Source organism: Nostoc sp. DSM 114159 (genome assembly GCF_053470285.1).
Window position 1 is genome coordinate 6,703,680 of sequence record NZ_JBPFEH010000001.1, and the last position, 21,070, is coordinate 6,724,749.

Annotated in this window: 20 protein-coding genes and 1 CRISPR repeat array; of the genes, 9 read left to right on the forward strand and 11 right to left on the reverse strand. The window is 43.4% G+C overall.

Annotation, left to right across the window (positions count from 1 at the left end; translation table 11 throughout):
* Positions 1 to 312: 312 nt before the first annotated feature.
* The 4 genes from ldpA (at position 313) to ACR5KR_RS28340 (ending at position 4,399) form a co-directional block, all read left to right on the forward strand.
* Positions 313 to 1,473: a circadian clock protein LdpA gene (gene ldpA, locus ACR5KR_RS28325; RefSeq protein WP_448268814.1), complete on the forward strand. Its 1,161-nt coding sequence runs from the start codon at positions 313 to 315 to the stop codon at positions 1,471 to 1,473.
* A gap of 83 nt (positions 1,474 to 1,556) precedes the next feature.
* The gene (locus tag ACR5KR_RS28330) at positions 1,557 to 3,290 is read left to right on the forward strand and encodes a R3H domain-containing nucleic acid-binding protein (protein ID WP_322693385.1); all 1,734 of its coding nucleotides are present in this window, start codon (positions 1,557 to 1,559) and stop codon (positions 3,288 to 3,290) included.
* A gap of 426 nt (positions 3,291 to 3,716) precedes the next feature.
* Positions 3,717 to 3,896: a chlorophyll a/b-binding protein gene (locus ACR5KR_RS28335; RefSeq protein ID WP_322693332.1), complete on the forward strand. Its 180-nt coding sequence runs from the start codon at positions 3,717 to 3,719 to the stop codon at positions 3,894 to 3,896.
* Positions 3,897 to 4,075: 179 nt separating this feature from the next.
* Positions 4,076 to 4,399: a hypothetical protein gene (locus tag ACR5KR_RS28340; protein ID WP_194046858.1), complete on the forward strand. Its 324-nt coding sequence runs from the start codon at positions 4,076 to 4,078 to the stop codon at positions 4,397 to 4,399.
* 357 nt (positions 4,400 to 4,756) lie between these two features.
* A CRISPR array of direct repeats spans positions 4,757 to 7,040; the repeat unit is 37 nt; unit sequence ATTGCAATCAACTAAAATCCCTATTAGGGATTGAAAC.
* Between the two features lie 164 nt (positions 7,041 to 7,204).
* On the opposite strand, the gene ACR5KR_RS28345 is transcribed toward ACR5KR_RS28340, so the two are convergent.
* Complete coding sequence (locus ACR5KR_RS28345; RefSeq protein ID WP_445628554.1) at positions 7,205 to 7,987, reverse strand: hypothetical protein; 783 nt, start codon at positions 7,985 to 7,987, stop codon at positions 7,205 to 7,207.
* A 394-nt stretch (positions 7,988 to 8,381) separates the two neighbouring features.
* Here ACR5KR_RS28345 and rpsO point away from each other — a divergent pair, with 394 nt between their 5' ends.
* The 3 genes from rpsO (at position 8,382) to aroF (ending at position 10,478) form a co-directional block, all read left to right on the forward strand.
* Positions 8,382 to 8,651 carry a 30S ribosomal protein S15 gene (gene rpsO / locus ACR5KR_RS28350; RefSeq protein WP_322693329.1) on the forward strand — a complete coding sequence of 90 codons (270 nt, stop codon included), beginning with the start codon at positions 8,382 to 8,384 and terminating at the stop codon, positions 8,649 to 8,651.
* A gap of 11 nt (positions 8,652 to 8,662) precedes the next feature.
* Positions 8,663 to 9,133 (forward strand): photosystem II biosynthesis protein, encoded by a 471-nt coding sequence (locus ACR5KR_RS28355; protein WP_448268817.1) that lies wholly within the window; start codon positions 8,663 to 8,665, stop codon positions 9,131 to 9,133.
* A 286-nt stretch (positions 9,134 to 9,419) separates the two neighbouring features.
* Positions 9,420 to 10,478, forward strand: a complete 1,059-nt coding sequence (aroF, locus tag ACR5KR_RS28360; protein WP_445628555.1) for a 3-deoxy-7-phosphoheptulonate synthase — start codon at positions 9,420 to 9,422, stop codon at positions 10,476 to 10,478.
* A 389-nt stretch (positions 10,479 to 10,867) separates the two neighbouring features.
* On the opposite strand, the gene ACR5KR_RS28365 is transcribed toward aroF, so the two are convergent.
* Together ACR5KR_RS28365 and ACR5KR_RS28370 are read right to left on the reverse strand one after the other, a co-directional pair.
* Positions 10,868 to 11,119 carry a hypothetical protein gene (locus ACR5KR_RS28365; RefSeq protein WP_445628556.1) on the reverse strand — a complete coding sequence of 84 codons (252 nt, stop codon included), beginning with the start codon at positions 11,117 to 11,119 and terminating at the stop codon, positions 10,868 to 10,870.
* Between the two features lie 356 nt (positions 11,120 to 11,475).
* The gene (locus ACR5KR_RS28370) at positions 11,476 to 12,738 is read right to left on the reverse strand and encodes an HhoA/HhoB/HtrA family serine endopeptidase (RefSeq protein ID WP_445628557.1); all 1,263 of its coding nucleotides are present in this window, start codon (positions 12,736 to 12,738) and stop codon (positions 11,476 to 11,478) included.
* A gap of 324 nt (positions 12,739 to 13,062) precedes the next feature.
* Here ACR5KR_RS28370 and ACR5KR_RS28375 point away from each other — a divergent pair, with 324 nt between their 5' ends.
* Positions 13,063 to 13,959, forward strand: coding sequence for an ATP adenylyltransferase family protein (locus ACR5KR_RS28375; RefSeq protein WP_448270360.1), 897 nt, complete (start codon positions 13,063 to 13,065; stop codon positions 13,957 to 13,959).
* A gap of 15 nt (positions 13,960 to 13,974) precedes the next feature.
* Here ACR5KR_RS28375 and ACR5KR_RS28380 read toward each other — a convergent pair whose 3' ends face one another.
* The 6 genes from ACR5KR_RS28380 to trxA all read right to left on the reverse strand — a co-directional run bounded on the left by ACR5KR_RS28380 (position 13,975) and on the right by trxA (position 19,497).
* Positions 13,975 to 15,264 carry an MFS transporter gene (locus ACR5KR_RS28380; RefSeq protein ID WP_448268818.1) on the reverse strand — a complete coding sequence of 430 codons (1,290 nt, stop codon included), beginning with the start codon at positions 15,262 to 15,264 and terminating at the stop codon, positions 13,975 to 13,977.
* Between the two features lie 163 nt (positions 15,265 to 15,427).
* On the reverse strand, positions 15,428 to 16,093 hold the full coding sequence (locus tag ACR5KR_RS28385) for a nitroreductase family protein (protein ID WP_445628563.1): 666 nt from the start codon (positions 16,091 to 16,093) through the stop codon (positions 15,428 to 15,430).
* A 98-nt stretch (positions 16,094 to 16,191) separates the two neighbouring features.
* Positions 16,192 to 16,623: a YybH family protein gene (locus tag ACR5KR_RS28390; RefSeq protein ID WP_445628564.1), complete on the reverse strand. Its 432-nt coding sequence runs from the start codon at positions 16,621 to 16,623 to the stop codon at positions 16,192 to 16,194.
* Positions 16,624 to 16,747: 124 nt separating this feature from the next.
* Positions 16,748 to 17,860, reverse strand: coding sequence for an alkene reductase (locus tag ACR5KR_RS28395; RefSeq protein ID WP_448268819.1), 1,113 nt, complete (start codon positions 17,858 to 17,860; stop codon positions 16,748 to 16,750).
* A gap of 297 nt (positions 17,861 to 18,157) precedes the next feature.
* On the reverse strand, positions 18,158 to 18,952 hold the full coding sequence (locus tag ACR5KR_RS28400; protein ID WP_445628566.1) for an SDR family NAD(P)-dependent oxidoreductase: 795 nt from the start codon (positions 18,950 to 18,952) through the stop codon (positions 18,158 to 18,160).
* Positions 18,953 to 19,173: 221 nt separating this feature from the next.
* Entirely contained in the window at positions 19,174 to 19,497 is a 324-nt protein-coding gene (gene trxA / locus ACR5KR_RS28405) for a thioredoxin (protein ID WP_292829099.1), read from the reverse strand.
* A gap of 80 nt (positions 19,498 to 19,577) precedes the next feature.
* On the opposite strand from trxA, the gene ACR5KR_RS28410 reads away from it, so the two are divergent.
* Positions 19,578 to 19,928 (forward strand): ArsR/SmtB family transcription factor, encoded by a 351-nt coding sequence (locus ACR5KR_RS28410; RefSeq protein WP_094352782.1) that lies wholly within the window; start codon positions 19,578 to 19,580, stop codon positions 19,926 to 19,928.
* A gap of 248 nt (positions 19,929 to 20,176) precedes the next feature.
* On the opposite strand, the gene ACR5KR_RS28415 is transcribed toward ACR5KR_RS28410, so the two are convergent.
* Entirely contained in the window at positions 20,177 to 20,752 is a 576-nt protein-coding gene (locus ACR5KR_RS28415) for a nucleotidyl transferase AbiEii/AbiGii toxin family protein (protein WP_448268820.1), read from the reverse strand.
* Complete coding sequence (locus ACR5KR_RS28420) at positions 20,749 to 20,985, reverse strand: hypothetical protein (RefSeq protein WP_448268821.1); 237 nt, start codon at positions 20,983 to 20,985, stop codon at positions 20,749 to 20,751. Before ACR5KR_RS28420 ends, ACR5KR_RS28415 begins: the two co-directional genes overlap by 4 nt.
* Positions 20,986 to 21,070: the final 85 nt, after the last annotated feature.

Here is a 21,070-nt window from a genome sequence, read left to right on the forward strand (position 1 = left end):
GGGAGCAGGGGGCAGGGGGCAGGGAGATGAGGGAGACAAGGGAGACAAGGGGGACAAGGGGGACAAGGGGGACAAGGGGGACAAGGGGGACAAGGGGGAATTATTGAACAAGTCTCTCCCTTATCTTCCTTGTCTACCTTGTCTCTTCTCAATGCCCAATACTTCGACTTCGCTCAGTACAAGTGCCCAATGCCCAATGCCCCTCTGCCTCTTGTGCCCCATACCCAATTCGATAAACCCTAAGTTAGCAAATTCGGACTTTTTCTCGATCGCAGACTACTATTTTTAGTCGCATAAACGCATAATAGAATAGTGACTGATCTGTTCGTACCTTTACAATCTCTCAAACAAGGTGACTGGTTCAAGCTGATCTGCGGAGCCAGCTTCCAGCATTTGCCGGCAGTCAGAAGTTTAACGTTAGCCTATACTTTGGCGGGCGCTGACTGCATAGATGTTGCAGCTGATCCAGCAGTAATTGCAGCAGCGCAATCAGGGCTACAAGCAGCCAAATCTCTGGCTCAGGATGCCCAAAAGCGAGGCTTTGACTACAAAGGCAATTTACCGTTTTTGATGGTCAGCCTAAACGATGGAGAAGACCCCCATTTTCGCAAAGCAGAATTTAATCCTTATGAGTGTCCTCCAGACTGCCCTAGACCCTGCGAACGGATTTGTCCGGCACAAGCGATTGTGTTTGACAGTATCAAAAAAGACTTTTCAGGAGTAGTATCGAAAAAGTGTTATGGCTGCGGTCGTTGCATTCCAGTTTGCCCTTATGGTATAATTTATACAGCTTCATACGTGACAACGCCAGGAGCGATCGCGCCATTGGTAATGTCAACGGGAGTAGATGCCGTAGAAATCCATACAAAAGTCGGGCGATTGGCAGAATTTGAGCGATTATGGCAAGCAATTTCACCGTGGGTCGATAAACTAAAGTTACTAGCCATCAGCTGTCCTGATGGTGAAGGGATGATTGACTACTTAAGAACGCTCTACGAAAGGATTGCCCCACTCAAGGGTGCTTTAATTTGGCAAACCGATGGTCGTCCGATGAGTGGTGATATTGGCGATGGCACCACAATAGCCGCAGTGAAATTAGGGCAAAAAGTTTTGGCAGCTAAGTTACCAGGATATGTGCAGTTAGCAGGCGGCACAAATAAGTATACCGTTGCTAAGTTAAAGGCAATGGGACTACTTAAAGAGGCAGAGGGGCAAGGGGCAGGGGGCAGAGGAGAAAAGTTTTCCCCCTTGCTCCCTGCTCCCTGCTCCCCTGCCTCCATTGCCGGGGTCGCCTACGGTAGCTACGCCCGCGTACTGCTGTCACCAATTCTCGAACAGTTAGAGAATAAGGAGGTAAGTAACACCAATATGAAGGCGACTGTTCGCCTAGAAGAAGATGAAGTATTGCTTTGGCAAGCTGTAGAACTTGCCCATTCTCTCGTTTCCCAGATCAAGTCACAGCAGGAGCATTAATCGCTCGTTCGGAAATATACCCAGGACGGGTTCTCCTGCACGCAAATGTCCTCGCTATCTCTAAAAACGTCACCATAGAACGCATGACGATTACAGACGATCTCCAAAAGTTATTAGACATTTTGCCCCAAGACCTGCAACAAGTACTAGAGAGTCATCCCAAACGAGATAGTTTAGTAGAAGTGGTCTTGGATTTGGGTCGTCGCCCAGAGGCTCGCTTTCCTAATCAAGCTGAGTATTTGAGCGAAGTACCCGTTACTCAAGAACAAATAGATGATTGCATTCAACGAGTCGGAATCTTTGGCGGAGATAATCGGGCAGGAATTGAGCAAACTTTGCATCGGATCAGCGCTATTCGCAACCGCACTGGTAAGATTATTGGCTTGACCTGTCGCGTTGGTCGAGCCGTATTCGGAACCATTGGCATGATCCGCGATTTGGTAGAAACTGGTAAATCGATTCTCATGCTGGGGCGTCCAGGCGTGGGTAAAACTACCGCCTTACGGGAAATTGCCCGTGTTTTAGCGGACGATTTGCAAAAGCGAGTAGTGATTATTGACACTTCCAACGAAATCGCTGGGGATGGTGATGTTGCCCACCCCGCCATTGGTCGCGCTCGACGGATGCAAGTAGCTCATCCAAACGAACAGCATCAGGTGATGATTGAGGCAGTAGAAAACCACATGCCAGAAGTCATTGTCATTGATGAAATTGGCACGGAACTGGAAGCTTTAGCAGCTCGTACCATTGCGGAACGGGGCGTACAGTTGGTAGGTACTGCCCACGGTAATCAGATCGAAAACCTGATTAAAAACCCCACCCTGGCTGATTTAGTTGGGGGTATCCAAGCTGTGACCTTGGGAGACGATGAAGCCAGACGGCGAGGCTCTCAAAAGACTGTTTTGGAGCGCAAAGCCCCACCTACCTTTGAAATTGCGGTGGAAATGTTGGAACGCCAACGCTGGACAGTACACGAAAGTGTTGCTGACACCGTGGATAATCTGTTGCGGGGGCGTCAACCTACTCCACAAACCAGAACCGTTGATGACCACGGCAAAATTGCAGTTACACGTCAGTTAGCTGTTGTCAACGGTCGTGGTGGACAGCTAGGAACAGTGGAGGATTCTTTCCCACCGGCGCGACCGTCTAATGGCTGGCGTTCATCTGGACAAATGGTTGCACTACCCCAATTGCCTGTAGAGCGGGTAACTGGGCGCAGTGAGTTTGACCGTTTGCTGGATGAATCCTTCAACTATTCTGAGAGCATTGATTTCGATGCTGTTACTAGACACCCAGGGCCGAATGGTGAAGATTTGCCATTGCACGTTTACCCTTATGGGGTGAGCCGCCACCAACTGGAACAGGTGATTAGCGTGCTAACTTTGCCCGTAGTATTGACAAAAGATATAGATAGTGCTGATGCAATTTTAGCACTGCGATCGCACGTCAAAAACCACGCCAAATTACGCCAAATGGCCAAAGCTCGTCATGTACCCATTCACATGATTAAGTCCAGCACCATTCCGCAAATTACCCGTGGTTTGCGGCGGTTGCTGAATATTGACGACCCAGAGATGGCCGACGATCGAGAACTACAATTGTTTTTGCACAATGGTAGCGATGATGAGATGGATGCTCTTGAAGAAGCTAGACTTGCCGTTGAGCAAATTGTGATTCCTAAAGGACAGCCAGTCGAGTTATTGCCACGTTCTCCCCAAGTTCGCAAAATGCAACATGAGTTGGTAGAACATTATCGCCTCAAGTCGCATAGTTTTGGCGAAGAACCAAATAGAAGATTACGGATTTATCCAGCGTAACTTTAAGGGACTTCCAGTTAAAAAAATATCCCATAGTAGGGGCGGACTTCCAAATAAAAAAACATCCCAAATTTTCTTGTGGGATGGGTGTCCCCACCCGTCCCAAATTTAGGGCGCTCATGTTGCCCACCCCACAAAATGGATAATTTATTTTTTGGAAGTCCTTTAGGAGAAAAATCGATCCATTTGAAAAGCGCTTTAACCATCAAAAATCGCCAAAATCATTATCTATACTCAAGCTAATAGTCCAATTTTCTTGCACTAATTCGCTGTTATCATCAACATCACGCAGCGTCTCATAGACAAAGAATTCATAGAGAGTGAGTAAGTCCTAATTCACTCAATCTTGCATTTTTTTGAACATCTGTTACATTACTTTACAGACAGTTATAACTGCTACAACACTTGAATTTTGGAGTTATGCTCATGTCAGATTTGAAGAATTCTGCGTCTATTGTTTCAGAAGATCCTAATGCTGTGCGTTTTGGCTTCACTCCTCAGAGTGAAAATTGGAACGGTCGGCTTGCAATGATTGGTTTTGTCTCTGCGATTTTGATTGAAGCTTTTTCTGGTCAAGGGCTACTCCATTTCTGGGGTATCCTCTAAATTGGCGATCGTAGGGTAGAACTGCTGTACTACCCTACAAAATTTCATATATTCTACGCCAGTCATTCGTTTCTAACCGATGGTGGCTGTTGCAATTGGTGCAAAATATCAGATTTTTCCGGTTGAGCCAAAATATAAGTGAATAATTACTTTACATTGAATATGTATAGCTAAAACTCATGGAACTACCCCAACGCGTATCAGTCCGCTACAAAGACGCGTCCTTCAACACCAATGAAATCCGCTTGAGAACTTTTCGGCTTGGTTTGCAAATATGGGATGAACAAACCAAACCCAGAAAAACAGAGCTTTATCAGTTTATATCGTCTTGCTTGAAACAAGTTGACCGCCAAGATCGTTTTATGTTTTCTCTATTGTTCATAGAATTAACAGACCTCATCCGCAACTCTTCCCTAGAAAGAGGAACAAAAGAGGTTCTGATTAAAACAGCTTTTAGAGAATTTGCTTATGCGATAACAGACTTTGAAGACGTTGCCAAATAAGCTTAGTTATGGGGATGCTGGAATTGCCTAAGTATAGGCATCATCTTAAAGCCATCTGACCTAGTTGAGTGGGATATCTTGGGATATCTATAGTAAACAGCTTTTCAATCGGATTAGTTTTTTAACTAAATGCGCGGATGGGTAGGTGTTGGAGAAGGGGGGAATACAAAAATAGCTGAATTGCCCTATATGCAAGGTTTTGAGGGCTGTAGCATCTTCAAACCATCCGCGCACCTTATGTAGACTGAGTTTCAGCTATTTACATTTAGCACAATTGCCACTCCTTATGTTATGATTTTTGCATTCGCGCTATTGAACCTTGAAAACCAAATAACACAAGTCTTTCAGACGCCTGCTATTGCAATCAACTAAAATCCCTATTAGGGATTGAAACGAGATTAGCACTTATTCCCAGGAGTAAACCTAATGGGATTGCAATCAACTAAAATCCCTATTAGGGATTGAAACGGACAAAAAGCCGAAGACCTTTACGATGAGAGGAATTGCAATCAACTAAAATCCCTATTAGGGATTGAAACGGGGGGCAGATTTTTGAGTATCGCTTGTAACTTGATTGCAATCAACTAAAATCCCTATTAGGGATTGAAACGTGTGATTAAGAAACTGGAGTTTGGTTATCATTGCAATCAACTAAAATCCCTATTAGGGATTGAAACTTACCGCATTTTGTGCGTTCTTGCTTCCTAATACTATTGCAATCAACTAAAATCCCTATTAGGGATTGAAACAAAAGGAAAATGGTCTTTCCAAGCTTGAGGAATAATTGCAATCAACTAAAATCCCTATTAGGGATTGAAACCTCTCCAAAATCTGTACCGGCCACGAAATTAGCAATTGCAATCAACTAAAATCCCTATTAGGGATTGAAACCCAAGACGGTGCTCATCTCGTACCAGCGGGGAGAGGTTATCATTGCAATCAACTAAAATCCCTATTAGGGATTGAAACACTAATCCATTGCAACCAGGAGGATGGACTAGCAATTGCAATCAACTAAAATCCCTATTAGGGATTGAAACAGGTGAATTATTCCCGGTTTGGCACTCGTACACACATTGCAATCAACTAAAATCCCTATTAGGGATTGAAACGACTATGATTGCCCCAATCTCGCGGACTTCATTTAGATTGCAATCAACTAAAATCCCTATTAGGGATTGAAACGTTGCTGTCAGTGATTGTTACTGATTGATCTGGAATTGCAATCAACTAAAATCCCTATTAGGGATTGAAACAAACTTCATATAACTAATTTCTCAATAGTTATATTATTGCAATCAACTAAAATCCCTATTAGGGATTGAAACATTTCCGCCTTTATTTCGAGCCAAACTTTAGCATTGCAATCAACTAAAATCCCTATTAGGGATTGAAACCTACCTCCTCCCTGTTAACCGTGGGAGCGAGGTAGTATTGCAATCAACTAAAATCCCTATTAGGGATTGAAACATAAGCCGTTGCATTACTTCTTCGGACTCTTCCTTTGAATTGCAATCAACTAAAATCCCTATTAGGGATTGAAACGCGTTCTCATTCGCTGTTGCAGCATTCCGAACTGCACATTGCAATCAACTAAAATCCCTATTAGGGATTGAAACGAGTAGCTAAAATTGCAGTCTTTAAAACTTCACTAGTTAGCATTGCAATCAACTAAAATCCCTATTAGGGATTGAAACTTAGCTTTAGATATTGACGGCGGCGTTTCCCAAAGATTGCAATCAACTAAAATCCCTATTAGGGATTGAAACATTGATGCTATCAATGCACAAATAGCAACTTTAAAATTGCAATCAACTAAAATCCCTATTAGGGATTGAAACTCAAATAATAACTTTGCACAAGAGCAAGCTTTAGAGCAAGCATTGCAATCAACTAAAATCCCTATTAGGGATTGAAACCAATTAAAAAGCGATCGCCCATCTACCAAGACTGCATTGCAATCAACTAAAATCCCTATTAGGGATTGAAACGCAAGGGTTGATGGATACAGATGGAACTGTAGCATTGCAATCAACTAAAATCCCTATTAGGGATTGAAACTGCGAGTAGCTTCAAGTTCGCGAAGAAACTTATATTATTGCAATCAACTAAAATCCCTATTAGGGATTGAAACACACGAGTCTACAAGCAAGTAGAAGAGTTATTCAATTGCAATCAACTAAAATCCCTATTAGGGATTGAAACCCCAATTAATATTTCTGTTTGCAGAAAAGTTAGGATTGCAATCAACTAAAATCCCTATTAGGGATTGAAACAGATAATCCAGCCGATAGTAATGACCCACCGAAAAATTGCAATCAACTAAAATCCCTATTAGGGATTGAAACAAATAATCGATTAACCGAACTACAGCGAGAGATCCAAAATTGCAATCAACTAAAATCCCTATTAGGGATTGAAACTAACAGCAAAAGTAAGTGTTGAGTCAACTTTGATATTGCAATCAACTAAAATCCCTATTAGGGATTGAAACTTAATAGGGGAGGGTAGATTACAAGAAAAATGGGTATTGCAATCAACTAAAATCCCTATTAGGGATTGAAACTCAATGAATTTCCAAACAACTGCTCGATAAATCACAGCATTGCAATCAACTAAAATCCCTATTAGGGATTGAAACAACACTACCACCACCCGATCAATTACCTTTACTAATCTGATTTTTTCCTCAGCTATTTTCATTAATTTAGGACTATTGAAAATTAGCCTGTGGAAAAAGCCATGCTTTTTCAAGGCTTGAGGACTTCCCGTGAAAAATCAGACTATGCATAGGAGGAGCGATCGTCATATCTTCAAAAAGGCCGCAGCTACAATACTCATTCTTTTGTCTTCAGTAGCTATAACTTCATGCAAAAGGGGTTCAACCTTGGCAAGAGCAGGAACTCCCCCAAAATAATCCTGAAACTGAAAACCTGTATAAATAAGTATTTCTCCAATATCAAGAGTTAATGGTTGAGGGTTAGCACTATCACTAGGTTGAATTCTTAACCCCGATGCAGGTCCAATAATAATTTGGAGAAAGCCTTTGTCTCGATGTATATTTAGCACTACCCGATCTCGATAATATGTCGATCCAACCTGAAGAATCAAGGATGGCAGCAAGTTAGGTTGTAAATAGATAACTAAGTTTTCCAGAAGTGGTTTAAGGATATGGCGATCTATAAACCCAGCTATTTCATAGCCTTGTTGATGAGGCAACCGATCGACGTTATCTCTCCAGCTAGGCTCTAATCCATTTTCAGGAATCAAGAAGTTATCGTGTTCACTAGAAGAGAAATTTCGGGAGTGATAGTACTCAAGTGGAAAATTTTTGCCTTCATATTTATCCTGATATACACCTTTAGGCCAATAGCCACAACGATACCCTGATACTCTTAAATCTTTAGGTTGATCGGATTTAAACAAAAGTCTTTCTGGGATTGGTTGCTCAAAAAACTTCTTCATTGCTTCACGGAAGAAGACTATATTTTGGTGAAACCTCTCCAATTCAGTGGATTCCAAGGTTGTGTCAAGATAGTTTTGTCTCAGGATCGAGTAGCCTTGTTTAGCAAATTGCTGGAAGTTCATGCTGCTCACACCATATTCAATAATCAGTCATTCATTATTTAAATTACTACAAAAAAAGTGGGAAGGTTCCATCCCAAAGTATTACTTTCAGTTAGATATTTATCAAAAATCAGTCATTATTTTAATTACTACAAAAAGAGTGTGAAGGAATTGCCGACGGCAGCCCCTTCACACACTTTCTTAAAATGATTATCATTATTTTAATGGTATAATTTGTTTTCTAGAAGTCTCCTATTAAGGATTAAAACTAATTATACTGAGAGTTAGCCTCTAACCATTTGGTGTCAAAAATTACAAATATTCTTATAAAGGTCATTCCACATCCAGCTTGAGGGCTGTGATATTATAGGAGACTGCTGCATACATTTTAGAAAAACTAGAAACTGAATCGACCATGGCCCTCACGCAACAGCGGAAACAAGAAATAATCTCCAACTACCAAGTTCACGAAACTGACACTGGCTCGGCCGATGTCCAAGTTGCTATGCTAACTGAGCGCATTAACCGCCTCAGCGAACATCTCCAAGCAAATAAAAAAGACCATTCTTCCCGAAGAGGACTGTTGAAGCTAATCGGACAGCGTAAGCGTCTTCTAGCTTACATATCGCAGGAAAGCCGGGAAAAATATCAAGCTTTGATTGCTCGTCTCGGTATTCGTGGATAGGACTACCGCTTATGTCTGCTGAAGAATCTGAACGCAGTCGTTTGCCTTTTGAACCGAACAAAAAGCGCCAAAAACCCGCAAAAGCTCAAAGTAAACCAGCAGCACAGCCCCAAGAATCCGTCAAAAAGGCTGATAAAAAAGTGGTTTATACCAAACAAGAGATGGCAATTCCCCAAGTAGTCAGCCAACGGATGATCCGACGGGTAGCTGGGTTCTCTGGTGTACCAACAGCTTTGGGCATTAGCGCCTTGGTTGTTAGCTATCTGCTTGCTGCCTACTCTGATATCCGACTACCTCCCATCGCCGTGTTATTGGTAAACATGGGATTATTTGGTTTGGGGGTTTTAGGGATAACTTATGGCGTTCTCTCTGCCTCTTGGGATGAAGAAAAAGTCGGAAGTTTTCTGGGTTTGGGTGAGTTCAACACCAATTTGGGACGAATGGTGGCAGCTTGGCGCGAAACTCGGCAAAAAAACTTATGATGAACGGCGCTCAGGTATTGAGTAACTGTGATATTGGGTAAATGAAAAAGTTAATGTTGAAGTTGAAATTCGATCGCTTCAACATTGCTAGTTAAAATCCTACAACCATTTTTATACACAATATCTAGTTAATTAGCAGTAAAAATACTGACTGAGCGCTGCATTTTATCTGTTTATTTTGTAAACAAATTTTATTTTTAACTATTTGTAATTAGGCCAATAGGCAACAATAAAGTTAGCCTATTTACAGAAAATTTTACTCAATTAATTAATCAGGAACTTTCAGATGATTATAGTAATGAAAAGTGGTTCCCCAGAGGCGGAAATAAACCGCATTGATGAGGAACTTAGTAGCTGGGGGCTAACTCCAGAAAAAATTGTTGGTCAACACAAAGTAGTTATTGGTCTAGTAGGTGAAACCGCCAGCTTAGATCCGCTACAAATTCAGGAACTTAGCCCCTGGATTGAGCAGGTGTTACGGGTAGAGCAGCCTTACAAACGAGCTAGCCGTCAGTACCGCCACGGCGAAGCTTCGGATGTGGTAGTTAATACTCCTGATGGAGCAGTAGTATTTGGCGAACATCAGCCTTTGGTAGTCGTTGCTGGCCCCTGCTCCGTAGAAAATGAAGAAATGATTGTGGAGACAGCGCGGCGCGTCAAGGCTGCTGGAGCCGCATTTTTGCGCGGAGGGGCATACAAACCCCGGACTTCACCTTATGCTTTCCAAGGACACGGCGAGAGTGCTTTGGATTTATTAGCGAAGGCGCGGGAAGTTAGCGGACTAGGTATTATTACAGAAGTGATGGATGCGGTAGACCTCGAAAAAATTGCCGAAGTTGCTGACGTAATTCAGGTGGGAGCAAGAAATATGCAAAATTTCTCCTTGCTCAAAAAAGTGGGAGCGCAGCCGAAACCAGTTCTGTTGAAGCGGGGAATGGCAGCTACTATTGAAGATTGGTTGATGGCAGCCGAGTATATTCTGGCATCTGGCAATCCCAATGTAATTTTGTGTGAAAGGGGAATACGCACCTTTGACCGTCAGTATACGCGAAATACACTGGATTTATCGGTAGTGCCAGTGTTGCGAAAGCTGACTCACCTGCCAATCATGATTGACCCCAGCCACGGTGTAGGTTGGTCTGAGTTTGTGCCTTCAATGGCAATGGCTGCGATCGCAGCTGGTACAGATTCCCTGATGATAGAGGTTCACCCTAATCCTGCCAAAGCTTTATCCGACGGGCCCCAATCTCTGACACCAGATGGTTTCGATAACTTGATGCAAGAATTGGCAGTAATTGGTAAGGCGGTGGGGCGCTGGAAGCAACCAGCAGTGGCTCTAGCTTAAAATTCAATTGCAACTTATTGCTAGCCATAAATTAAGGTTTGTAGTGAGTTAGCGCGGTCTTCTTCCAAAGGGAGAGGTCAAAATAGCACTCGTCGAACCATGTTAAATACGAAATAATGCCCCTTTAGATGATTTCTAAAGGGGATTTTTAAACACTAACTAAACGTGAGTTCGACGGCTCTAAAAACCCCTCTCCAAACCTCTCCCCCACAGGGAGAGAGGCTTTGAAACCCTAATTTTTTTGTTGTCAACTAAGAATATTTCTGTCCCTCTCCGCCTCGGAGAGGGGTTGGGGAGAGGTTCATCGAACTCACGTTAACTAAAGCTATGAAAAAATAAATCTGCAATCAATATTGATGGACAATATTTTTTTGCAATTGTAAGACTTCTTATCGATATACATAGCGAGCAGGTATCCAGCGGCGACCACGATTTGTTTGCACCCAACGTCCAGGAATCACTATTCTCCTTCTTGCTTGAGCAGGGGTATGAACTCTAAATCGCACTGGTCTTCTGATTATTCTAGCTGGAACCGATCGCCTAACTGGTCGTCTGATCTGAGCGTCGGCTTGAAAAGGAATAAAGGTAACAGCAATTGGTAAAATCAGGGCTGCACTAGCAAGCATTCTTTTAATACTCATTCGCAAACTTCCCTTTTATGATATTGACATCAAAGAGATTAATAATTGCCCAAATATTAATCTCTTTGACAAATAAATATTAGGGTTGGAAAGAGCTATTTACTAGTGAGAAAGGTCATTAGTTGAACCGTGACTAATGTCATGGATAAAAATTATAAACATGACTCTGCTATTGAATAAAACGATTTTTACAAGGTAGAACTGTTAATACCGAAAATTGTGATTTTGATGTTTGAAGCAGTGCCTATCTGACGGCAATACAATTACTGCAATTCAATTTTGCCACCTGAAAAAAAGGGACGGGTAAAATACCCATCCCAGAAAATTCCCTTTTACTTAATTGACTAGCAAAACTTTTATTGCACTTGGGTTTGGGTGGGGAAAGCACCAGGTTGCACAGCTATGTTAAGATTCTGCCCATTGCGACGTAATTCCATACGTAAATCGCTTCCGACTTGGCTATTTTCTACTGCCCTTTGGACACTGCTGGCATCTGTGACTGCTTGACCTCCAAGGGTTTGGATTACATCACCAGCACGTATCCCTGCTTTAGCGGCTGGTGAATTTGGTACAACTTTTACAACTAATACACCTTTATCTTCATTCACACTCAAACCGCTATTGGGATCTGAGTTGATACTTTGTTTTAGCTGAGGTGTTAACCCCACCATTTGAATTCCCAAGTAAGGATGTTCTACTTTACCTGTAGCTATTAGTTGACTGGAAATGCGTTGTGCTGTGTTGATCGGAATAGCAAAGCCTAATCCTTGTGCCCCTTGAATAATGGCTGTATTCATGGCAATTACCTGGCCGCGAGAATTTAGCAAAGGCCCGCCGGAGTTACCGGGGTTAATTGCGGCGTCGGTTTGAATATATTCTACTCGCTTATCGGGAGCGCCGATGAGATTGCTACTGCGTCCAGTGGCACTGATGATTCCGGTAGTTACTGTATTATCTAATCCAAGGGGATTGCCGATCGCGATCGCCCATTCTCCGGGTTGCAGTTGATCTGAATTACCCAAGGCTACTAACGGGAGATTGTCTGCCTGAATCTTCACAACAGCAACATCGGTCAACTCGTCTTTTCCTAACACCTTTCCTTTAAAGCTACGCCCATCCTTGAGTGTTACTGTTACGGTATCAGCACCATCAACTACGTGGGCGTTGGTAAGAATACGACCATCAGCACTAATAATAAAACCTGAACCAGTACCTCTTTCTACACGATCCTGTTGTTCTGGTATTTGAGAACCAAAAAAGCGTTGGAAGAGTGGATCGTTAAATTCATCTGGTAACTGGGTTTTTACGGTTCGGGAAGAGTCAATTCGCACTACAGCAGGCCCTACCTTTTGCACCACCTGAGTAACAAAGTTAGGATCTGTGCCTGCTGGGATTGGAGGAGCAGCATTTACTCGACTTACTGCCAAATTAGATGCATTTTCAGACACCTGCTGAGAGTGTCCAGCTAGATAGCCGCCTGCCAATGTCATCCCCGATCCCAGCAGCACCAGCGATAGAGAGGCGGCAGCTTTTCGCCAGGGTTTATAATATTTGGCATCAGCAGTGTTATGTAAAATGCTATTTGATGGGTGTTCTCTGTCGCGAGATTCGTTTTGCATTGCTGTCTGGAAGGATATTTAGATGTATTACTAATGTAGATATGATTTATGACAGTTTTGTTGCAAAGGTATTGCGTTGTTGTGAAAGCTTTGGTATTTTATTGAACCGTATTGGAATATAGTCATTCGTAGAGACGTACATCGCTGCGTACTCTTTACCAAACTTAGCACTAGACATCTTACAAAAGTAACAAATGCCAAGATGTTGGGGAAAGGTTAAAGGTTAAAGGGGAAGGGAAAATTCCATCCTTTCCCCTTTAACTCTTCCACTTTTCCCGACAAATGCCAAGAAGTCTACTCTTCATCATGCCTGAAGGAATAAAAATGGCACAGGGGAAAATCTTACTTAAACCTGACACTTTATGGACAAGTGTTAAAGAACGAACTGAATATGCTTTGCAATGCGGGGCGCTACTCTCGATTCCAACAGAATTTGAATTTGTTGAACAGGATGGCGTGCGCTTTTTGGTACGGATTTTGTCTAACCTGAATCGCAAAAAAGCAGCGAAGGATAAACAGAAAAAACAATCTGTTACTTCTGGTGAAGAGTTTAATCCTTTTTTGCCCTACGAAGAGGATTTATTTGTGGCGGATATCTCCGATACCCATGTATGTATTTTAAATAAATTCAATGTTGTAGACGATCATCTGCTAATCATTACCCGTGGTTTCGAGGAACAAGAAAGCTTACTCACCCTGGAAGATTTTACGGCTATGTGGGCGTGTTTGGCGGATTTCGATGGTTTAGCATTTTACAACAGTAGCAAAACCGCAGGTGCTAGTCAGCGACACAAGCACTTACAATTAGTACCCCTACCACTTGCTCCTTCAGGGTTGCAAATACCGATTGAAGCTTTACTAACATCAGCACAATTTCAAAACTCGAACCCAACTTCAGCAAAACTTCCTTTTGTACACGCTTTCGCATCACTAAATTCCAATTGGGTGCGATCGCCATTTGCAGGGGGCCAAGCAACATTGGAAGTTTATCACAATTTGCGTCACGCTGTAGGTTTAGATGACAAGCAGTCTGGTGCTTACAATCTGCTAGCGACACGAGAATGGATGTTAATCGTACCGCGATCGCAAGAGCATTTCCAATCTATCTCTGTGAATTCATTAGGATTTGCTGGTGCGCTGCTGGTGAAAAATGCAGCAGAAATGGAGATTCTCAAAACCCAAGGGCCGATGACTATCCTCAAAAATGTTGCTGTATCCTAAATACTTACGCACACATTACGAATTCTTCTCTACGAGATAATTATCCTTAGTGGGAGTTTGACCAATTTGCAGCACACAAACTGCGGCAATCAGGCAGAGAATACCTGATAAAATAAACGCTTGTAAATAACTACCCGTCCAAGTTCTCAAGACTCCGGCTCCGAATGCTGCTGTCGCTGCACCAAGCTGATGTCCGGCGACAATCCAACCGAACATCACGCCGACATTTTCTTTACCGAAGGCGTTGGCAACAAGACGGACTGTTGGTGGTACGGTGGCAATCCAATCAAGTCCATAGAAGACGGCAAAAATGGAAAGTCCATAAAAGGAAAAGTTGAAACTGAAGGGCAAGAAAATCAAAGATAAACCCCGCAGTCCGTAGTACCAAAACAATAAGTAGCGATTATTCCAACGGTCAGATAGCCAACCGGACATAGTAGTTCCAAAAAAATCGAATAGTCCCATGATTGCCAAAAGCCCAGCAGCCTTGACTTCAGGGATACCGTGGTCAATACAAGCAGGAATTAGATGAGTTCCAATTAACCCATTTGTGCTTGCGCCACAGATAAAAAAGCTACCAAATAACAGCCAGAAGTCTCGATTACGCATTCCTAGCCAGAGGGCGTTAAGAGTGGAGGCGATGGAATTGACTTTAGGCTGTAACACTTCTACAGTTTCGCTGTTGTCGCCAAAGGCTCGCAAACCGACATCCGCCGGACGATCGCGCATAAAGACTGCGATCGCTGGAATAATTAGAAGTGCTGCACCAGTCAGAGCCAGAGCCGCAGTTCGCCAGCCAAAGCGATCGGCTATTGAGGCCAGCATCGGCAGAAACACTAGTTGTCCCGTGGCTGTACTGGCGGTTAAGATCCCCAGAACTAAACCCCGCTTTTCCAAAAACCAGCGATTGACGACAATAGCACCCAAAACTAGGGCAATGACTCCGCTACCACAACCGACAACTACACCCCACAGCAAAACTAGCTGCCAGGAAGCTGACATTAAAGTGGTTAAACCGACACCAAGCGCAATGACAGCAAGTGATAATACCATCATCCGACGAATGCCGATTCGCTCCATGACTGTGGCAGCAAAAGGGCCAATTAATCCGTAGAGTATTAAGTTAATGGAGATTGCCAAAGATATAGTTGCTCTACTCCAGCCAAACTCGTGTTCGAGAGGAACTATAAAAACTCCAGGAGCAGAGCGGATTCCGGCTGCCACCAGCAAGGCTAGGAATGTTAGACCCGCGACGATCCAAGCATAGTGGAACGAACGACGCGCTAGGAAGGAGGGTAAGGACATGGTGTGGAGGGGGTAGGGGGCAGGGGGCAGGGGGACAAGGGGGACAAGGGGGACAAGGGGGACAAGGGGAAATTATTGAGCAAGTCTCTCCCAAGTCTCCCCCCTCTTCCTTGTCTACCTTGTCTCTGCCCCTTACAATGCCCCATTCCCAATTTAGGGAAAGCTACCCTGCATAAGGATTACCGATTCTGTCTACAGAGACGTTCGAGGAAAATGGCAAACGACCTGGATTTAAGCGTGGTTCGGCTGCATAACCCACAGGAACTAAAACAGCGATCGCTAAATCTGGATTATCTCCTGCACCAATCACTTGTTTTACCCGATCCTCAATCCAACCGTTCATAAAACAAGTGGACAATCCTAGACTTTCTGCCGCTAACACCAAATGGGTAGCGGCAATAATGGCATCTTTGATCGCATATTCGCGTCGCTTGTCGCCTAGCGTTGATTGAAATTGCGGAACGGCGGTTTTAAAGTAGTTTACTGTGCCTTCATTCCATGCCCCAGTTTCGAGTCCCTGCTCTAGAATTGGGGCCAAGTTTTTTTCGCCTGCGTTAGGATCGGCGGCAAAGACAAAGGTTACAGGTGCTTGAACAATTTGCTGTTGATTAAAAGATGCCGCTGACAGTGCTGCCTTTTGCGCTTCATCTTGCACAAGAATAATTTGCCAGTCTTGGAGATTATAGCTACTGGGTGCAGCTACGGTTAACTCTACCAATTGCTTGAGCAGTTCTGGGGTGATGGGGTCTGTTTTAAAAGTTTTGATGGCACGACGTTTAGCGATCGCACTGGGTACATCTAAAGGTTGAGTTTGGATGATGGAACTCATGATATTCTCCTGATAGCTAGATTATGAAAGGGTTTCGGATTTTATATCTAAAGTGATTAAAAGCGTTAAAGAGCAGGGCAATCCAAATATATTCCTCTCTAATTGGCAATGTTAACTGGGTTAGAGATATGCTCGTGGATAATGCGCCATTGTCCTTCTCGCTTCTCCCATACAAGCGTCGCATGAGCCGTAATTCCAACCGCCTCATTCCCGATGGTGGTTGCCGTACTGTGGAAGAGCAAAGCAGAGACGGTAATGCGATCGCCTGGAAATATCTGAATATCCCCAACTAATTTAACTTGCCACTGGGTTATTGCTGTCATGAAGGGCTTCCATATCTTCTCATAGGATTGCCATCCTTGAATTCGAGTGGTCTGCGGTGAGAGGGTATCGAAGGCGAGGAATTGTTCATCTTGCCAGTAGAGATTGTTTAGGAGAGAGAAATCAAAGGGTTTGTTGCCTGGACTAAACGCAGCTAGCCAATCGTTAACGCGTTCTTTGATTTTTGCTGCATCTAAAGTATCTTTCATAGTTCAAAACCAATTTTTACAATCATTTTACTGATGTTGTATCTGGGAAAAATCTAAAAATCCTCAGTTTGATTTGATACTTTAGAGTGCGGCAAGTAGGTTTTAATTATTTAGATGAGAAGAATTAGGCATTGACCACCTGCTCGTTAGCCGCCGACCAAAATGGATAGTCTGTATATCCTTTTTCACCGCCGCCATAAAAGCTGGCTTGATTTGGTTCATTTAGTGGTGCATTCAAAGCGAAGCGTCGGGGTAAATCGGGATTTGATATAAATAATGTGCCAAAGGCAACTAAATCTGCTGCTTTATTTGCCAGTACTGCATCGCCTTTTTCACGAGTATAACCGCCATTGACGATCAGTGTACCTGTAAAGCGGTCGCGTATATGACTAGTGGGTACTATTATCCCACCATGTCTAATATCTGCTTCTGTTGCCTCATAAATATGCAGATATGCCAAATTAAACTGGTTCAACGCTTGAGTGGCATAACCGAATGTCTCCAGAGGATTGGAGTCATGCATATCGTTAAAAGTCCCACTGGGAGAGAAACGTACCCCAACTCGGTTAGAATCCCACACACTAGTTACCGCCTCTGTCACTTCTAACAGAAATCGAGCGCGATTCTCAATCGAACCCCCATATTTATCTGTGCGTTGATTCGTGCGATCGCGCAGAAACTGATCTATTAAATAACCATTAGCTGCATGAATTTCCACCCCATCAAACCCAGCCGCTAGGGCATTTGCCGCTCCCTGACGGTACTGTTCGACTATCTGCGGTATTTCTGAAGTTTCTAAAGCACGAGGAGTAACAAAGGGTTTTGGCCCCTCATAAGTTGCAGCCTCACCTTTAGGAGTAATGGCAGAAGGTGCCACAGGTAAAACTCCATTCGGTTGTAAATCAGGGTGAGAAATTCTGCCTACGTGCCATAGTTGCAGAAAAATTCTGCCGCCGTGCTGATGTACGGCATCGGTTACTAACTTCCATCCCTCCACCTGTTCTGATGAATGAATTCCTGGTGTCGCGGGATAGCCTTGTCCTTCAGGAGTTACCTGTGTTGCTTCAGAAATAATTAGTCCGGCGGAAGCACGTTGGACGTAGTAAGTAGCATTCAGTTGGTGTGGTACGTTTCCCTCACCTGCGCGGTTTCGGGTTAAGGGTGCCATCACTATCCGGTTAGGCAGTTCCAGATTTCCTAATTGGTAAGGAGAGAATAAGTCGATCTCAGTAGTCATTGGTTATATCTCCAAATTATTTTAGTCATTTGTCACTTGTACTGAGCGACTCGTACCGACTTGTGCCGAGCGAAGTCGAGGTAGTGGAGCCGAGGTAAGCCGAAGTATTTGTCATTTGCCTCGTTCCCAGTCTCCGAGGGAATGCTCGTCGTTGAGGCTCCGCCTCCCGAACTCGCGGCAGCAAGCAGCCCAATTGAAGTGCATTTCCAGCCTCAGACTGGAAACGAGATTTAAATTTTGCGTGCGGCGCATTATAGCTATTTCAGGTAAATAGACTATGCGGTTGTGGTTGAAATACTAGACAATCGATCGAATAACGCCACCATCTACCCGCAAAGCTGCGCCATTAGTTGCTGATGCTACAGGACTAGAAAGGTAAACGACGATCGCTGCTACTTCTTCATTTGTTGCAAAGCGTTTGATTAAGGAACTTGGACGCACATTTTGAAAAAACTCCGCCTCAACGTCAGCGCGAGTAATACCGCGTTCCTGTGCCAGGTTGGTGATAAACTCTTCAACTCCTTCAGAACGAGTTGGCCCTGGAAGGACAGAGTTTACTGTAACTCCAGTCCCCACAGTCATTTCTGCTAAACCTCTGGCAATGGCTAGCTGCGCTGTCTTTGTTGTGCCGTAGTGAATCATTTCCACTGGGATCTGAATAGCAGATTCGCTGGAGATGAAAATTATCCGCCCCCAGTTTTGCTCTAGCTGCTTTTGCAGATATTGCCGACTCAAACGGACTCCACTGAGGACGTTAACCTCAAATATCTTTAACCAGTCTTCATCAGTAATATCAAAGAAGGTTTTTACCTCATAAATACCCACATTGTTTATGAGTATATCAACGTGAGGAACCTCTTGAATGAGTTTCTCTATTCCTGATGCAGTGGCTGTGTCAGCAACAACACCAGAAACTTTTGCGTCGGGTGTAGAATGCTTAATTTTAGCGATCGCTTGAGCTACTCGTTCTTCAGAACGACCATTGACAATTACTGATGCACCCTCTTGAGCTAGCCCAAGAGCGATCGCCAAACCAATACCAGCAGTTGAGCCACTCACCAGTGCGGATTTACCATGCAATTTCAAGTCCATTTCGCTCTTTCCCCGTTATTTGAAACAGAATTCAAAAGTCAGAAGTCAGGAGTCAGGAGTCTAATAGACCTCTTGCAAAAGTTACTTTTGCAAGAGGCGGGAAAAGGGGAAAGGTCAAAGGAGAAAGGTTTTTTTATTCCTTTTCCCTTTCCCTCTTACCCTTTTCCCTTTAACCTTTACCCAATCTCCACCTAACAATTTTGGGTTGGCAGACTACTAGATTAAAGATGCTGTGCTAAGGTCTTATTCAAGGTAGTTTTTGGAACCGCCCCTACGACAGTATCGACCTGGCGACCTCCTTTAAAAACCATCAATGTCGGAATGCTGCGAATTCCATAGTGGCTAGCGACAGTAGGATTTTGATCTGTGTTCAACTTCACAAATTTCACCTGTCCTTCGTATTCAACAGCAACTTCATCGACGACTGGGCCCACCATCCGGCAAGGGCCGCACCACGGTGCCCAAAAGTCTACTAATACCGGAATTTCACTTTCCAAGACTTCTTGCTTGAATGTGGCTTCTGTGACGTTTGTAATGGATGACATAAATTGCCTTCCTACTTAATTCTATTATTCGATAATATCGAATAATAAAAATATATGCCACTTGATGAGATAATGCAACTATGAGATTCCTTTATCATCCAGATAGAAAAAATATTTCTTTACCGGGCGTGTTGTATGCATTGGGCGATCCGGTGCGGCTAGAGATTGTGCGACTGTTAGCGACTGAGGGGGAACAATGCTGTGCCAAATTTGATTTTGCGATCGCTAAATCAACTATGTCCAACCACTTCAAGATTTTGCGGGAGTCGGGGATAGTCTTGACACGCAAAGAAGGGACACATCATATTAACATCCTGCGGCGTGAAGATTTAGAGGTGCTGTTTCCAGGGTTGTTGGATGTGGTATTGAAAGCGGCTCAACCATTACCTGTTGAACCCGCCAGTACTAAACAAACAGCCTCAAGGATTTAGGGGTATTGGGCATGACCTGTTTAAGAATCTGCTCGTTTTTCAATTTGTGTTTCTAGATCGGCAAAGACATCATGTTGTTCTCGAAAAGTCCTTGGAGTGTGAGATAAACCTAAATCTGTAGATAGCAAATCAATTCCATCGATAATAATTTTGGGTATTTGAGCTCGATCGACTTGTAGACCGAGAAAGCATTTCTCCCTGTAATCTGGTCTTTCTTGAAAAAGTGCGATGTCTACGACGGGCTACGCCTACGCTCTTTTCAAAGGGCGGATAACCTGATATGCTTTTTCAGCTTTCTCAATTGATGCTTGAGGGATTGGCGATCGCAGCCTGAGAACAGCTAGATCGATTAAATCTCTTGCTTCAACGCTGTCATCTGCGTAACGGTCAGAATTTGACAGCAGCTTAGAGGTAAAACAGTCATTAAAGCTTAAGCAGGGAACGAGTGACCACTTTAGATATCTTGGTGGGTCTAGTTGAAAACGAGTTTCGGCAATAATTTCCGTTTTAATCGGCATATCATCGACAAAAACGATCATCCGAATTCCATATTGGTCAGTTGTGCTACGTCCAACTTGGATTTTACTTAAATCACGAAATAATGCTTCATGCCCACCCTCAAATACCACTGTCCGCAGGTATTTGTAACCTTCTGTACCAACAGAAGCGATAAAATCAACGTCCTGACTCCAGCGATATTCTTCAAACTCAAATGCCAGAAGGGTTCCGCCACCGAAGTAAGCAGAACCCTTCCTAAGTATGTCCGAATCTAAAGATTCAAGAACTGTGAGAATTTTATTGTGGTGTTCAAATCTGGAGGTCATAAATAAACTTGCAACCAGGATTTATAGCGTCTGGCAAGTTCTTGAAGAAAATTGAGTTCTTCAGCCTCAAGATTATTAAATAGGTTGCGATATTGCCAACCACGCTCATAGCGACTCAGCATTTCTTCTGGAGTAAACCTATATACATCGGCTGTCTGCCAACAAATTGATTCCAAAAAAGGCAGCTTTTTAGGGACAATAACAGGATTATTTGTTGGTATTGCCGTTGTCATAATTTTTTGAATCAATCACTTCCAGCTTACTTTAATTTTAGCTATAAGGAATTGAGTAAACTTAAGAAATGTTAATGTTACTGGA

What these genes read in the sequence shown, in the direction of transcription:
- ACR5KR_RS28330 (WP_322693385.1), top strand. Translation starts at nt 1,557, where the DNA reads ATGACGATTACAGACGATCTCCAAAAGTTATTAGACATTTTGCCCCAA.
- ACR5KR_RS28335 (WP_322693332.1), top strand. Translation starts at nt 3,717, where the DNA reads ATGTCAGATTTGAAGAATTCTGCGTCTATTGTTTCAGAAGATCCTAAT.
- ACR5KR_RS28340 (WP_194046858.1), top strand. Translation starts at nt 4,076, where the DNA reads ATGGAACTACCCCAACGCGTATCAGTCCGCTACAAAGACGCGTCCTTC.
- ACR5KR_RS28345 (WP_445628554.1), bottom strand. Translation starts at nt 7,987, where the DNA reads ATGAACTTCCAGCAATTTGCTAAACAAGGCTACTCGATCCTGAGACAA.
- rpsO (WP_322693329.1), top strand. Translation starts at nt 8,382, where the DNA reads ATGGCCCTCACGCAACAGCGGAAACAAGAAATAATCTCCAACTACCAA.
- ACR5KR_RS28355 (WP_448268817.1), top strand. Translation starts at nt 8,663, where the DNA reads ATGTCTGCTGAAGAATCTGAACGCAGTCGTTTGCCTTTTGAACCGAAC.
- aroF (WP_445628555.1), top strand. Translation starts at nt 9,420, where the DNA reads ATGATTATAGTAATGAAAAGTGGTTCCCCAGAGGCGGAAATAAACCGC.
- ACR5KR_RS28365 (WP_445628556.1), bottom strand. Translation starts at nt 11,119, where the DNA reads ATGAGTATTAAAAGAATGCTTGCTAGTGCAGCCCTGATTTTACCAATT.
- ACR5KR_RS28370 (WP_445628557.1), bottom strand. Translation starts at nt 12,738, where the DNA reads ATGCAAAACGAATCTCGCGACAGAGAACACCCATCAAATAGCATTTTA.
- ACR5KR_RS28375 (WP_448270360.1), top strand. Translation starts at nt 13,063, where the DNA reads ATGGCACAGGGGAAAATCTTACTTAAACCTGACACTTTATGGACAAGT.
- ACR5KR_RS28380 (WP_448268818.1), bottom strand. Translation starts at nt 15,264, where the DNA reads ATGTCCTTACCCTCCTTCCTAGCGCGTCGTTCGTTCCACTATGCTTGG.
- ACR5KR_RS28385 (WP_445628563.1), bottom strand. Translation starts at nt 16,093, where the DNA reads ATGAGTTCCATCATCCAAACTCAACCTTTAGATGTACCCAGTGCGATC.
- ACR5KR_RS28390 (WP_445628564.1), bottom strand. Translation starts at nt 16,623, where the DNA reads ATGAAAGATACTTTAGATGCAGCAAAAATCAAAGAACGCGTTAACGAT.
- ACR5KR_RS28395 (WP_448268819.1), bottom strand. Translation starts at nt 17,860, where the DNA reads ATGACTACTGAGATCGACTTATTCTCTCCTTACCAATTAGGAAATCTG.
- ACR5KR_RS28400 (WP_445628566.1), bottom strand. Translation starts at nt 18,952, where the DNA reads ATGGACTTGAAATTGCATGGTAAATCCGCACTGGTGAGTGGCTCAACT.
- trxA (WP_292829099.1), bottom strand. Translation starts at nt 19,497, where the DNA reads ATGTCATCCATTACAAACGTCACAGAAGCCACATTCAAGCAAGAAGTC.
- ACR5KR_RS28410 (WP_094352782.1), top strand. Translation starts at nt 19,578, where the DNA reads ATGAGATTCCTTTATCATCCAGATAGAAAAAATATTTCTTTACCGGGC.
- ACR5KR_RS28415 (WP_448268820.1), bottom strand. Translation starts at nt 20,752, where the DNA reads ATGACCTCCAGATTTGAACACCACAATAAAATTCTCACAGTTCTTGAA.
- ACR5KR_RS28420 (WP_448268821.1), bottom strand. Translation starts at nt 20,985, where the DNA reads ATGACAACGGCAATACCAACAAATAATCCTGTTATTGTCCCTAAAAAG.